Origin of the sequence: Ferribacterium limneticum (assembly GCF_020510625.1) — a bacterium.
GTDB lineage: Bacteria > Pseudomonadota > Gammaproteobacteria > Burkholderiales > Rhodocyclaceae > Azonexus > Azonexus limneticus_A.
The window spans coordinates 1,804,689-1,816,640 of the sequence record NZ_CP075191.1 but is presented as its reverse complement, the minus strand read 5'-3'; the positions used below and the strand labels follow the sequence as shown (position 1 = coordinate 1,816,640).

Below are 11,952 nucleotides of genomic sequence, written 5' to 3'. Positions count from 1 at the left end.
CATGACGACACAGAACATCGACAACGTAAACGTAACCGCCTTCGACGCCATGCCGACGCCGGAAGAAATCAACGCCCGCCAGCCGCTCAGCACCAAGGCTGCCAAAACGGTCACCCACGGCCGCAACCTGCTGCGCAAGATTCTCGACCGCAAGGATCACCGCCTGTTCGTCGTCGTCGGTCCCTGCTCCATCCACGACCCGGTCGCCGGCATGGATTACGCCCGCCGCCTGAAAAAGCTGTCCGATGAAGTCGGTGACGTGCTGCAGATCATCATGCGCGTCTATTTTGAAAAGCCGCGTACCACGGTCGGCTGGAAGGGTTACATCAACGACCCGTTCATGGACGATTCCTTCCAGGTCAACATCGGCATGGAAAAGGCGCGTGAATTCCTGCTCCAGGTCAATGAACTCGGTCTGCCCGCCGGCACCGAGGCGCTCGACCCCTACGGCCCGCAGTACTACGGTGACCTGATCACCTGGACCGCCATCGGCGCCCGCACCACCGAATCGCAGACCCACCGCGAAATGTCTTCCGGCCTGTCGACCCCGGTCGGCTTCAAGAACGCCACCAATGGCGACCTGTCGGTGGCCGTCAATGCCATCCTCTCCGCCTCGCGTCCGCACTCCTTCCTCGGTCTGAACAGCGAAGGCCGTGTCGCCATCGTCCGCACCAAGGGCAATGCCTATGGCCACGTCGTGCTGCGCGGCGGTGACGGTCGTCCGAACTACGACACCGTCTCCGTCTCCATCGCCGAGCAGGCCATGGTCAAGGCCAAGCTGCCGGCCAATATCGTCGTCGATTGCTCGCACGCCAACAGTTCCAAGAAACCTGAACTGCAGCCGCTGGTCATGGCCGATGTGGTCAACCAGATCCGCGGCGGCAACAAGTCGCTGCTTGGCGTGATGATCGAGTCGAACATCGAAGCCGGCAACCAGTCCATCCCGGCTGATCTCAGCCAGCTCAAGTACGGCTGCTCGGTCACTGACGGCTGTGTGGGCTGGGACGCCACCGAAAAGATGATCCGCGACGCCGCCGTGCTGCTGCGCGACGTGCTGCCGGAACGCCTTTCCTGAGCCTGTGTCGATGAATCTGATTATCCAGGGCGGTGCCCTGCCTACCTTCCTGCTCGAACGCATCGTGAACGCTACCGGCGCCACAGCCGTCGAACCACGGCCGCCGCAGGTCGTTCGCCTGAAGGGCGCAGCCCGAACCCCGGATTTCGACGCGCTGATTCCGCTGATCGAAGCCGAGAAGCTCGACTGGGCCTTTGCCGAGACTGGCAAGAAACTGTCCGATTTCGGCCTGATCTGCTTCGACATGGATTCGACGCTGATCACTATCGAATGCATCGATGAGCTGGCTGATTTTGCCGGCAAGAAAGAAGAAGTCTCGGCCGTCACCGAAGCAGCCATGCGTGGCGAGATCGACTATCGCGAAAGCCTGCGCCGTCGCCTTTCGCTGTTGGCAGGGCTCGATGCCCGCGTGCTGGCCCGGGTTTTCGGCGAGCGCCTGCTGCTTTCGCCCGGCGCCCGAGAACTGCTCGAGGCCTGCCAGAACGCTGGCCTGCGCACCGCTATCCTGTCTGGTGGCTTCACTTATTTCACCGAGCGCCTGCGCATCGAACTGGGTTTTGACTTCGCCACCTCGAACGAACTGGAAATCTCCGGTGGCAAGCTGACCGGCCGCGTCGTCGGCGATATCGTCGATGCCGCCGCCAAGGCGCATCACCTAGCCCGCCTGACCGATGAACTGGGGCTGAAAAAGGAACAGGTCATCGCCTGTGGCGACGGTGCCAACGACCTGATGATGATGGCCCAGGCCGGCCTGTCGGTGGCCTTCCGCGCCAAGCCGGCCACCCGCGCCAAAGCCGACGTGGCGATCAATTACGGCGGCCTGGATTCGCTGCTCAACCTGTTTGACTGACCCGATCTAGCGCATGGCCCGCAGGCGGGCAATGCGCTCGGCGGTATCGGGATGCGACGACAGAACATCCCACCGGGAAGCAGCCCCTCTCTTCGCCGCATGGGTTTTTTCCATGCGATCCAGCATCGCCGCCAGCGGCTCGGTTCCCCGCCCTGCAGCCAGCATGGTCCGGGCGGCGTAGGCATCGGCTTCGTGTTCGAATTCGCGCGAGTAGCGTGACTCGAGCGCCACCGCGCCAAGGCTGGCCGCCATCGATGAAACATCGCCGAAGTAGATGCCGACCACGAAGGAAACCAGCGATGACTGAATCAACTGGCGCACCCCGTGCCGGTAGGCAACATGCCCCAATTCGTGTGCGATGACGCCGGCCACTTCATCGTCGTTCTCCGCCAGTTCGACCAATTGATCAAAAACCACGACATCGCCACTCGGCAGTGCGAAGGCATTGGGTCCCAGTGCGGATGAACGAAAATGCAGGCGATGGGCTGGTAGATTTGCTCCCGCCTGCAATAGCTGGTCGGCGTATCGGGTCAATTCAGCACGTCTCGCCTCGCTTAGACGTGATGGCGCCAGCAGTTTGCCATCGAGAACACCCAGGGTCTGCGCCGACAGCGCCTGGAGAACGGGTTCGGGGATTCTCGGTGCCAGCATCTTGCCGAAGGCTGGCAGCCCCCAGACATAGATCGCCGCTATCAGCAATACTGCCCCGAGCAGTGAACCCAGCGCCCATGACCAATGCTTTTGCATGCGCACAACCAGGGAGTCATCATTGAACCCGGCAGCCATTAGCCAGCGCGAGAACCCTTCGAGATCGGCCACTTCGAACGTACCGCCGTCAGCAAAACGGACAAAGCGTGGAGAGCGGCCCATCGGCTCGGAGATTTCGACCTCGGCACACCGGGCACGCCGCTCGCCGAACGCTCCCCGAGCAACGATTTCATCACCAATGGCAAGCAACTCCGCAGATTGCCTGAGCGGCGTGCGTCCATCGTAATAAGAGGCCGCTATTCCTTTCACAGGCCGATATCCAGATCGAACATCTCGGCGGCTTCGTCGCCAAGCGCCGTTGCAGCACCGGCTTCGCCGGCCACGAACGCATCGAGGCTGCCATCGACTTCCAGGGCAAGATGTTCGGCCCGGAAACGGGCAACCCGGACCCGCGCCCAGGGAATGAACAAGCCCAGCGTAAAGATGATGGCCAACCAGTTCACCACGGTGAGGCCGATATAGCCACCGACCGGCAAGCGGCTGACAAACTGGTGGGAACCAAGGCGAGTCGTGCTCCAGATCGCATTGTTGGTGCGCGCGGCGACATAGGGCATAACCACAGCCTGCGACAGGAGCAGCAATAGCGGAATGAGCAGAAAAGCGAAGCCCAGGGCAGCAAACGCACCGCCGCCAGCACCGGCTGCTATCGCGGCAAGTGCCCCGAGAGCGAGAAAGAGCACGACGATGATCGCACCGGGGAGCAGGAAAATCTTGTAAATGGCCCCCGTCGTAACCGAGCAATCGAATGCCGTCGTGCCAAAACGCGTGTTATCGAGAATGAATTTTCGCAATTGGCGGTAGAAAACCGGAAATGCCAACCAGAGCGTCACCGTAGCCAGCAGCCCGTAGCCGATGAAGACCTTGAATGCCTGGCCGTAAGTACCGTGGAAGGAGAAACGCAGGCCCCGGTAACTGGTGTTGTAGGCCCGAAAACGCAAGGCCTTGACGGCCAGCCAAGGCGCCACCGGCAACAGGCAGAGGATGGCGATCCCGTAGGCCAGCGGACTGAAATGCTGGGCCGCAGAAAGACCGCCGAGCAGCAGGACAGCGACGATACGGCCCTTGAGAATGGCCATTGGCTTGCCGTGATAGTCAAAACCCGAACCATCGAGCATCAGGTTGCGATGGAAATACTGTTCCCGACGCACCTTGGCCCAGGCTGAATAGACGCCGAGGGTGATGATGCTCAGGAACACATTGACGATCCAGATGCGGAAGTATTCGCTGCCGTCGCCGACAAACTTGAATTTCTCCTCGCGCGCTCCCGCCGGCCGGGCTTCAGCCTCTGTCACGGTGGTTGGCGGGATCGATGCTGGCGGCGCTTCGTCCAGCGTGGCATCGTAGGCAATGCGAGCCTCAGGGTGGCTGAGAATCTTGAAGGCTTCTCGCAATGCGCCAAGCTCTTCTGCGGCGGCAGGTTCGCGCTGCACCAGCATTTCGCGAAAGACTGAGAACCTCTTCGCGTAGGCTGCCTTTATTTCATCCAGAGTCGCTTGCTGCCCGACCCCGAGTATCTGATAGTGATTTACCGCGACCGCTTGCATGCTTCCCCCAAATGGATTGTCGACAATGATGTCTATCGCGACATTTTATCCATTTGACACAAAAATTGATGACAAATGATTTTTGCTGAAGGGGAAACAAGGGCGGACTGAAATTCTGGGCAGCCCGTTCGACCGCATACAGGAAGTCAGGTCTTTCGGACCAGCTGTTTGGCGAAGGCCGCGTCGTTCTTGGTCATGCGAGGTACAACTTGCGGTCCAGTGGCATTGACCAGACGCACGAAATCATCAAGCGGCAGCGCTTCGGCAACATCCTTGTCGCCACTTGGCAGTCGTTCGCGTAGAACAAACTTGCCATCGCCAGTCATCACCATCAGGTAGTGGCGACCTTCGCTACGTTGATTTAGCCGGGCGACGGCAGCGGTGGCACGGGTCGAGCGCATCTGCTTACTTGTATTTCTTAAAGACGGCCTTGGCGTCGAGGTGCGCCCGGTCCAGCGTGCAGATCGACGGATCGTCGTCATGGCCGCTGAAAAAATCGTCGGCTTGGGCGCGCATCACCATCTTGATCGCCTTCTGCTCGGTCACATCGTACTTTTCGAAGATCAGCGTGCTTACTTCGTCAAGGTGTTCTTCGTAGGTCATTTTGAGTCAAATTCGGTGGAAATGTAGAGTGCTTCGACCTTTTCCCGCGCCCAAGGGGTTCGACGCAGAAACTTGAGGCTGGAAGCAATGCTCGGGTCGAGATTGAAACAGCGAATCTCGATGATCTGTCCCAGCTCGGACCAGCCGTAATAGTCGACCAATCGGATCAGGATGGCTTCCAGGGTCAGGCCATGTAGCGGGTTGTTGGCTTGTTTTTCGGACATGAATATCAGTATGGTATCGGTGGCGCAGGCTCAGATCGGCGCATAGAACAACACACGCTCGCGCTGGCAATCGCTATCCCCCATTTCGAACACCCGGCAGTTATCCGGCCGGCGTTCGTAGATTGTACAGCGCATGGTGTCACGATCCAGCGCAGCACACCAACCATCGTCCAAGCGCCGCATGACCCAACCGCCCCAGTCGTCCTGGGTGGAGAAACGGCGAGGAACATCGTCGCCTTCCATCAGCATCACTTCCAATTGGCAGCAGCAAGCCGAACAGTTTTCGCAGGAGATGTCTTCCGACGCTTCCGGAAAAACGGCCGGGATTGAACACACCATCTCAGTGCAAGTCGATTGCGTGCTGCTTGAGCAGATCGAGCGGAACGATTTCGAGGGCGGCCTGATTGGTCGAATTCAGGGAGACTTTCGGCGCCTTGCCTAGACGCCAGGCCTCAACCCAGCGTGCCGCACAAAGACACCAGCGCTGGCCTGCCTTCAATCCGGGAAAATCGAACTCGGGGCGCGGTGTCGACAGGTCGTTACCTGCCCCCTTGGAATAGGCGAGGAATTCTTCGGTGAGTACGACACAGACGGTGTGACTGCCGAAATCGTCTTCCGAGGTATTGCAGCAACCATCGCGAAAAAAGCCGGTGACTGGCTGATCGCTGCAAGTCAGCAGCGGACCGCCCAGGACATTGAGTTGACTGCCACGCCCCGGGAGATCACGCGATTTCATGGCGGCGTCAGGCGACTTCGTCGATCCAGGCCTGCTGGATGGCTTCGAGAATCTTTTCGCCGCAATGCTTGGGATCATCGTTGAACCCGGGCAAGGCCATCACCCAGTCACGTAGATCGACAAAATTGATCTTCAGCGGATCCTTGTCCGGATGGGCGTCGCTCAGTTCGATGGCGATATCGTTGATGTCAGTCCATTTCATTTGCGGTGCCCCTCCTTCGCCATGTTGATGCTGTATTTCGGGATCTCGACAGTCAGCGGCGTGGTGCCGACAATTGCCTGGCAACCCAAGCGGGAATTAGGCTCCAGCCCCCAGGCCTTGTCCAGCAAGTCTTCCTCAATGTCCTCGGCGGCTTCCAGCGAATTGAAACCTTCACGCACGATGACGTGGCAGGTCGTACAGGCGCAGGACATCTCACAGGCATGGTCGAGTTCGATCTCATTGGCCAGCAGATTTTCACAGATCGACTTGCCTTCTTCGGCCTCGATCACGGCACCATCCGGGCATAGCTCGACGTGCGGCAGCACGATAATTTGCGTCATGCCTTTTCTCCCTCTTCTCCAACCTTGATGTCGTCAACCTTGCGGCCCGACAACACCTTCTTGATACTCTGATCCATGCGGCGATGGGCAAAGGCCTGGGTTTCGAACCCAAGGTCGTCCATGGCGATATTGATCAGGCGGCGATTGTCACCAGCCATCGTTTCAGCCAGCTTGGCGATCGTCGCCTTGATCTTGGCCGTTTCGGGTTCGTTGAGCAGATGCGGGTCTTCAGCCAGCGCCGCCTCGGTCGCCTCGATCATGCGCTGCGCCTCGACCTGCGCTTCCTTCAGCGCACGGGTCATGGCGTCATCCTTGGCGTGCTCCATAGAATCCTTGAGCATGCCGGCGATCTCGTCGTCCGACAGGCCATAAGACGGCTTGACGGTAATGCTGGATTCGACACCAGTCGTCTGTTCGCGGGCCGTGACCGACAGCAAACCATCGGCATCGACCTGGAAAGTGACCCGAATGCGCGCCGCGCCGGCCACCATCGGCGGAATGCCGCGCAGCTCGAAGCGGGCCAATGAACGGCAGTCGGAGATCATTTCGCGCTCGCCCTGCACGACATGAATAGCCATCGCCGTCTGGCCGTCCTTGAAGGTGGTGAATTCCTGGGCGCGCGCCGTCGGAATGGTCGAATTGCGGGGAATGACCTTCTCGGTCAGGCCACCCATGGTTTCGAGGCCGAGCGACAGTGGGATGACATCAAGCAACAGCCAGTCGTCGCGGCCGGTCTTGTTGCCGGCCAGCAAATTGGCCTGGGTCGCTGCACCAAGCGCGACAACCTTGTCAGGGTCGAGATTGGTCAAAGGTTCCTGGCGGAAGAAATCGCCAACCGCCTTCTGCACCTGCGGCATGCGCGTCGCGCCGCCAACCATGACCACTCCCTTGATGTCCTCAGCGCGCAGGCCGGCATCGCGCAAGGCTTTCTTGACCGGCTGCAGGGTCTTGGAAATCAGCGTCTGGGTGATCTGGGCGAAGGTGGCGACGTCGAGCTTGACCTCGACGTTCTCGCCCGAGGCCAGACGCAGCGAGATCGGGGCTTCCGGGTTGTTGGTCAGGAACTCCTTGGCTTCGCGGCAACGCATCATCAGGCGACGTGCGTCTTCCGGTGAGAGCAGTTGCAATTTCGCCTGCTCGATGACCCAGCAGTAGATGCGGTGGTCGAAATCGTCGCCACCCAGCGCCGAATCGCCGCCGGTGGCCATGACCTCGAAAACGCCCTTGGTCAGCTTGAGAATGGAAATATCAAAAGTACCGCCACCCAAGTCGTAGACCGCATAGACGCCCTCGGCACCGTTATCCAGTCCGTAGGCGATAGCGGCCGCGGTCGGTTCGTTAAGCAGGCGCAGAACATTGAGGCCAGCCAGGCGGGCAGCATCCTTGGTGGCTTGGCGCTGGGCATCGTCGAAATAGGCCGGCACGGTAATCACGGCGCCGACCAGATCGCCGCCAAGACCCGCTTCAGCTCTTGCCTTCAGGGTTTTCAGGATTTCAGCCGAGATTTCAACCGGGCTCTTGATACCGGTATGGGTCTTCAGCTTGACCATGCCCGGTGACTCAACGAAGTCATAAGGCATCGATTCGACATGAGCGATGTCCTTGGTGCCCCGCCCCATGAAGCGCTTGACCGAAACAATGGTGTTCTTGGGGTCGACCGCCTGATTTTTCTGCGCGTCGTAACCGACCTCGGTCGTGCCGTCAGCGTGGTAGCGCACAACGGAAGGCAGCAGCGGGCGGCCCTGGTCGTCATTCAGGCAAACGGCGATGCCGCTGCGCACGGTGGCGACCAGCGAATTGGTCGTACCGAGATCAATACCGATAGCGAGCTTGTGCTCGTGCGGTGCCGCCGATTCGCCCGGTTCGGCGATTTGAAACAGTGCCATTATTTAATCTTCCAGCGACGCCAGCGCGTCGTCGATTTCGTACAGGAGTTTTTCCAAAAACATCAGGCGACGCACCCGATCAGTCGCCACGGCGTAGTCATTCTCATCATCCAGCAACTGGGCGAGTTCTTCGTAGCGACTCTTGATGTCGCCACGCAGGCGGTTGTGCAGATGTTCGAGTTCGTGATGATCACCGCCATTGCGCGCTTCCATCACTGCTTCGCGCCACTCCATCTGTTCCATCAGAAAATCGGCTGGCATGGCGGTATTGTTTTCCGCCTGAATGTCGTGATCAGCCAGATGCAACAAATATTTGGCCCTCTCCAGCGGCTTTTTCAGCGTCTGGTAAGCCTCGTTGGCGTGTGTTGCCCACTGCATCGACATCCGGCGCTCTGCATCGCTTGCGTTGGCAAAGCGGTCCGGATGAACCTGCGCCTGGACATCCCGGTAACGGGAGTCCAAGTCAGAGAGATCGATCCGGAAACCACGGTTCAATCCAAACAAGGAGAAGTGATCGGCTCGCAGGTCCATCAGACGTTAAACGATTCGCCGCAGCCGCACTGATCCTTGACGTTCGGATTGTTGAACTTGAAACCTTCGTTCAAACCTTCGCGGGCGAAATCCAGTTCCATTCCGTCCAGATACGGCAGGCTCTTCGCATCAACAATGACCTTGACGCCGGCAGTTTCGAAAACGAGATCGTCTTCATTCACCTCATCGACAAATTCCAGCTTGTACGCCATGCCGGAACAGCCGCTGGTCCGCACGCCGAGGCGCAAGCCGATACCCTTGCCCCGCTTGGTCAGGAAGTTGGCGACGTGCTTTGCCGCCGTGTCGCTCAAGGTGACGCCCATGCTTATTCTCCGTGCTTTTTCTTGTAATCCGCCACAGCTGCCTTGATGGCATCCTCGGCCAGAATCGAACAGTGAATTTTAACCGGCGGCAGCGCCAGCTCTTCGGCAATTTCAGTGTTTTTGATCGCCAGGGCCTGATCAACGGTCTTGCCCTTGACCCACTCGGTGACCAGCGACGACGAAGCGATCGCCGAGCCGCAACCGTAGGTCTTGAACTTGGCATCTTCGATCACGCCAGACTTGTTGACCTTGATCTGCAGCTTCATCACGTCGCCGCAGGCCGGAGCGCCCACCATGCCGGTACCAACGCCATCGTCTTCCTTGCCAAACGAACCGACGTTACGCGGATTCTCATAGTGATCAATGACTTTTACGCTATAGCTCATGTTGTTTCTCCAAAATTCAGTTATTAGTTGTTCGTTATTAGTCGCTAGCAAAAGCCTGCTAACAACCAGTAACCAGCAGCTGGCAACTTAATGCGCAGCCCACTGAACGGTACTCAGATCGATACCGTCCTTGTACATTTCCCATAGCGGTGAAAGTTCGCGTAGCTTGCCAACTTTCTGATGCAACAATTTGATTGCATAGTCAATTTCTTCTTCAGTCGTAAAGCGACCGATGCTAAAACGGATGGAGCTGTGCGCCAACTCGTCATCGCGTCCCAAGGCACGCAATACGTAGGAAGGTTCCAGGCTGGCTGAGGTGCAGGCCGAGCCAGAGGAAACAGCCAGATCCTTGATGGCCATGATCATCGACTCACCTTCAACATAGGCAAAGCTGATGTTGAGATTGTGCGCCACGCGCTGCGTCAAGTCGCCATTGACGAAAGTGGCCTCGATATCCTGCAAGCCCTTCAGCAACTTGTCGCGCAGTGCGCCAACGCGCTTGTTCTCTTCAACCATTTCTTCCTTGGCCAAACGGAAGCATTCGCCCATACCGACAATCTGATGCGTCGGCAGCGTGCCCGAGCGAAAACCGCGTTCATGACCGCCACCGTGCATCTGTGCCTCGAGACGAATACGCGGCTTGCGGCGGACGTACAACGCGCCGATACCCTTCGGGCCATAGGTCTTGTGAGCGCAGAAGCTCATCAGATCAACCTTGAGCTTGCTCAGGTCAATATCAACCTTGCCGGTCGCCTGGGCGGCATCGACGTGGAAGATGATGCCCTTCTCACGACAGATTTCACCGAGTTCGGCGATCGGCTGGATGACGCCGACTTCATTATTGACGTACATCACCGAGACCAGCACGGTATCGGGGCGAATCGCTGCCTTGAAGACTTCCAGGTCGAGCAGGCCGTCGTCCTTGACGTCGAGGTAGGTCGCCTCGAAACCCTGGCGTTCCATTTCGCGCACGGTATCGAGCACAGCCTTGTGCTCGGTCTTCACCGTAATGATGTGCTTACCCTTGGTGCCAGCGTAAAAATTGGCGGCACCCTTGATAGCGAGGTTATTGGATTCGGTAGCACCGGAGGTCCAGACGATTTCCTTGGGGTCCGCATTGACCAGCGCAGCGACCTGCTCGCGAGCTTCTTCGACCGCGGCATCGGCCACCCAGCCGAAGCTGTGCGAACGAGAGGCCGGATTGCCGAAATGCTCACAGAGGTAGGGAATCATTTTTTCGGCGACACGGGGGTCGACCGGGGTGGTTGCCGAGTAATCAAGGTAGATGGGGAGTTTCATCGTCATTCTCGCTAAGTCGGGTTGTTCAGACAGCCATCGCCGTCAGTCCCTGCAGGCGTCCGACTGTAGCCTGCAAGGCGTTGATGAATTGTTCAATTTCAGCTTCAGTGTTACTTGCCCCGAGGCTGACACGTATTGCCCCGCGGGAGATTTCCGGCGCCACACCCATTGCCCGCAAGACATGCGATGGCTCCGGATTGGCACTGGAACACGCCGCGCCGCTGGCCACGGCAAATCCTTCGCGGTCCAGCTTGCCGACCAGCGTTTCGCCATCGATGTCCGGAAAGGCGAAATAGCTGGTATTCGGCAAACGCATCGCATCTGTCGCAAAGACCCGGGCACCCAAACCAACCAGCCCTGCTTCCAGCTTCGCCTGCATGACCCGCAAGCGAGCCGACAATTCGGCAACACGATTCGCTGCAAGTTCCGCTGCAAAGCCAAATCCGACGATTGCCGGCACATTTTCAGTGCCGGAACGCAAGCCTCGCTCATGGCCACCACCGGCAATCAGCGGCTGCAATTCGACACGCTTGTCGAGAACCAGCGCCGCCGCCCCTTTCGGGCCACAGGCCTTGTGGGCTGACAATGTCATGGCATGCACGCCAGCCACGCTCAGGGCGCGAAAGTCGATATCCAGCTTACCCAGCGCCTGTACAGCATCGGTATGAAACCAGCAGCCAGCGCTCTTTGCCGAGCTTGCCAGCGCGGCGACATCCTGCACAACACCGGTTTCGTTGTTGGCGAGCATCACCGATACCAACTTTGGCCTAGCCAGCATGGCTTCTGCGTAATCCTCGGCGTTGACTCTTCCGGCACCATCGACCGCAATATGTTTGACCTGCCAGCCCTGCTTTGCCAGTTGGGCCGCCGGCTTGAGCACACAGGGATGCTCAATGGCACTGACGGCGAGTATGCCGGGCTTGAGGCTGGCCGCAGCCCCCTTCAGGAACAGGTTATTGGCCTCGCTGCCACCGCTGGTAAAAACCACTTCCGTCGGGTGGGCGTTAACTGACGCGGCAACTCTTTGCCGTGCCTCATCAATCGCCTGCCTGGCCCGCCGGCCATACTCGTGGCGACTCGACGCATTACCGTACTGACTTTCCAGCCAGGGCAACATCGCTGCCAACACCGCAGGATCGAGCGGCGTCGTGGCGTTGTGGTCGAGATAGACAGGGCGAAACATG

General features: G+C 58.9%; 17 protein-coding genes. 2 read left to right on the top strand and 15 right to left on the bottom strand.

Features of this window, described 5'->3' with window-relative positions; translation table 11 throughout:
• Position 1: 1 nt before the first annotated feature.
• Complete coding sequence (locus KI617_RS08540; RefSeq protein ID WP_226451574.1) at positions 2 to 1,075, top strand: 3-deoxy-7-phosphoheptulonate synthase; 1,074 nt, start codon at positions 2 to 4, stop codon at positions 1,073 to 1,075.
• A gap of 10 nt (positions 1,076 to 1,085) precedes the next feature.
• A complete protein-coding gene (serB, locus tag KI617_RS08535; RefSeq protein WP_226451573.1) occupies positions 1,086 to 1,925 on the top strand; it encodes a phosphoserine phosphatase SerB in 840 nt (279 codons plus the stop codon).
• 6 nt (positions 1,926 to 1,931) lie between these two features.
• On the opposite strand, the gene KI617_RS08530 is transcribed toward serB, so the two are convergent.
• From KI617_RS08530 to KI617_RS08460, 15 genes are all read right to left on the bottom strand, one after another.
• Positions 1,932 to 2,942, bottom strand: coding sequence for a M48 family metallopeptidase (locus KI617_RS08530; protein WP_226451572.1), 1,011 nt, complete (start codon positions 2,940 to 2,942; stop codon positions 1,932 to 1,934).
• Positions 2,939 to 4,237 carry a DUF898 family protein gene (locus KI617_RS08525; protein WP_226451571.1) on the bottom strand — a complete coding sequence of 433 codons (1,299 nt, stop codon included), beginning with the start codon at positions 4,235 to 4,237 and terminating at the stop codon, positions 2,939 to 2,941. Before KI617_RS08525 ends, KI617_RS08530 begins: the two co-directional genes overlap by 4 nt.
• 146 nt (positions 4,238 to 4,383) lie before the next feature.
• Positions 4,384 to 4,638 carry a hypothetical protein gene (locus KI617_RS08520; RefSeq protein WP_226451570.1) on the bottom strand — a complete coding sequence of 85 codons (255 nt, stop codon included), beginning with the start codon at positions 4,636 to 4,638 and terminating at the stop codon, positions 4,384 to 4,386.
• 4 nt (positions 4,639 to 4,642) lie between these two features.
• On the bottom strand, positions 4,643 to 4,840 hold the full coding sequence (locus tag KI617_RS08515) for a hypothetical protein (protein WP_226451569.1): 198 nt from the start codon (positions 4,838 to 4,840) through the stop codon (positions 4,643 to 4,645).
• A complete protein-coding gene (locus KI617_RS08510; protein WP_226451568.1) occupies positions 4,837 to 5,064 on the bottom strand; it encodes a VF530 family protein in 228 nt (75 codons plus the stop codon). The genes KI617_RS08515 and KI617_RS08510 overlap by 4 nt, the downstream gene beginning before the upstream one ends.
• A 30-nt stretch (positions 5,065 to 5,094) precedes the next feature.
• Entirely contained in the window at positions 5,095 to 5,307 is a 213-nt protein-coding gene (locus tag KI617_RS08505; protein WP_404826804.1) for a YkgJ family cysteine cluster protein, read from the bottom strand.
• A 97-nt stretch (positions 5,308 to 5,404) separates the two neighbouring features.
• Positions 5,405 to 5,800 (bottom strand): DUF2237 family protein, encoded by a 396-nt coding sequence (locus KI617_RS08500; protein WP_226451566.1) that lies wholly within the window; start codon positions 5,798 to 5,800, stop codon positions 5,405 to 5,407.
• A 7-nt stretch (positions 5,801 to 5,807) separates the two neighbouring features.
• On the bottom strand, positions 5,808 to 6,002 hold the full coding sequence (gene iscX, locus KI617_RS08495) for a Fe-S cluster assembly protein IscX (protein ID WP_226451565.1): 195 nt from the start codon (positions 6,000 to 6,002) through the stop codon (positions 5,808 to 5,810).
• A complete protein-coding gene (gene fdx / locus KI617_RS08490) occupies positions 5,999 to 6,343 on the bottom strand; it encodes an ISC system 2Fe-2S type ferredoxin (protein WP_226451564.1) in 345 nt (114 codons plus the stop codon). The genes iscX and fdx overlap by 4 nt, the downstream gene beginning before the upstream one ends.
• Positions 6,340 to 8,229: a Fe-S protein assembly chaperone HscA gene (hscA, locus tag KI617_RS08485; protein ID WP_226451563.1), complete on the bottom strand. Its 1,890-nt coding sequence runs from the start codon at positions 8,227 to 8,229 to the stop codon at positions 6,340 to 6,342. Before hscA ends, fdx begins: the two co-directional genes overlap by 4 nt.
• Before the next feature lie 3 nt (positions 8,230 to 8,232).
• Positions 8,233 to 8,760, bottom strand: a complete 528-nt coding sequence (hscB, locus tag KI617_RS08480; RefSeq protein ID WP_226451562.1) for a Fe-S protein assembly co-chaperone HscB — start codon at positions 8,758 to 8,760, stop codon at positions 8,233 to 8,235.
• Positions 8,760 to 9,083, bottom strand: coding sequence for an iron-sulfur cluster assembly protein IscA (gene iscA, locus KI617_RS08475; protein ID WP_226451561.1), 324 nt, complete (start codon positions 9,081 to 9,083; stop codon positions 8,760 to 8,762). The genes hscB and iscA overlap by 1 nt, the downstream gene beginning before the upstream one ends.
• Before the next feature lie 2 nt (positions 9,084 to 9,085).
• Positions 9,086 to 9,469 (bottom strand): Fe-S cluster assembly scaffold IscU, encoded by a 384-nt coding sequence (gene iscU / locus KI617_RS08470; protein WP_153149973.1) that lies wholly within the window; start codon positions 9,467 to 9,469, stop codon positions 9,086 to 9,088.
• Between the two features lie 87 nt (positions 9,470 to 9,556).
• Complete coding sequence (locus tag KI617_RS08465) at positions 9,557 to 10,768, bottom strand: IscS subfamily cysteine desulfurase (RefSeq protein ID WP_226451560.1); 1,212 nt, start codon at positions 10,766 to 10,768, stop codon at positions 9,557 to 9,559.
• A 25-nt stretch (positions 10,769 to 10,793) separates the two neighbouring features.
• A complete protein-coding gene (locus tag KI617_RS08460; protein ID WP_226451559.1) occupies positions 10,794 to 11,951 on the bottom strand; it encodes a cysteine desulfurase family protein in 1,158 nt (385 codons plus the stop codon).
• Position 11,952: the final 1 nt, after the last annotated feature.

Bases quoted from the DNA above. Each gene is read 5' to 3' on its own strand.
- iscA (WP_226451561.1), bottom strand. From the start codon at position 9,083: ATGGGCGTCACCTTGAGCGACACGGCGGCAAAGCACGTCGCCAACTTC.
- iscX (WP_226451565.1), bottom strand. From the start codon at position 6,002: ATGAAATGGACTGACATCAACGATATCGCCATCGAACTGAGCGACGCC.
- hscB (WP_226451562.1), bottom strand. From the start codon at position 8,760: ATGGACCTGCGAGCCGATCACTTCTCCTTGTTTGGATTGAACCGTGGT.
- KI617_RS08515 (WP_226451569.1), bottom strand. From the start codon at position 4,840: ATGACCTACGAAGAACACCTTGACGAAGTAAGCACGCTGATCTTCGAA.
- KI617_RS08505 (WP_404826804.1), bottom strand. From the start codon at position 5,307: ATGGAAGGCGACGATGTTCCTCGCCGTTTCTCCACCCAGGACGACTGG.
- KI617_RS08510 (WP_226451568.1), bottom strand. From the start codon at position 5,064: ATGTCCGAAAAACAAGCCAACAACCCGCTACATGGCCTGACCCTGGAA.
- KI617_RS08465 (WP_226451560.1), bottom strand. From the start codon at position 10,768: ATGAAACTCCCCATCTACCTTGATTACTCGGCAACCACCCCGGTCGAC.
- KI617_RS08460 (WP_226451559.1), bottom strand. From the start codon at position 11,951: ATGTTTCGCCCTGTCTATCTCGACCACAACGCCACGACGCCGCTCGAT.
- hscA (WP_226451563.1), bottom strand. From the start codon at position 8,229: ATGGCACTGTTTCAAATCGCCGAACCGGGCGAATCGGCGGCACCGCAC.
- serB (WP_226451573.1), top strand. From the start codon at position 1,086: ATGAATCTGATTATCCAGGGCGGTGCCCTGCCTACCTTCCTGCTCGAA.
- KI617_RS08500 (WP_226451566.1), bottom strand. From the start codon at position 5,800: ATGAAATCGCGTGATCTCCCGGGGCGTGGCAGTCAACTCAATGTCCTG.
- KI617_RS08520 (WP_226451570.1), bottom strand. From the start codon at position 4,638: ATGCGCTCGACCCGTGCCACCGCTGCCGTCGCCCGGCTAAATCAACGT.
- iscU (WP_153149973.1), bottom strand. From the start codon at position 9,469: ATGAGCTATAGCGTAAAAGTCATTGATCACTATGAGAATCCGCGTAAC.
- KI617_RS08540 (WP_226451574.1), top strand. From the start codon at position 2: ATGACGACACAGAACATCGACAACGTAAACGTAACCGCCTTCGACGCC.
- fdx (WP_226451564.1), bottom strand. From the start codon at position 6,343: ATGACGCAAATTATCGTGCTGCCGCACGTCGAGCTATGCCCGGATGGT.
- KI617_RS08525 (WP_226451571.1), bottom strand. From the start codon at position 4,237: ATGCAAGCGGTCGCGGTAAATCACTATCAGATACTCGGGGTCGGGCAG.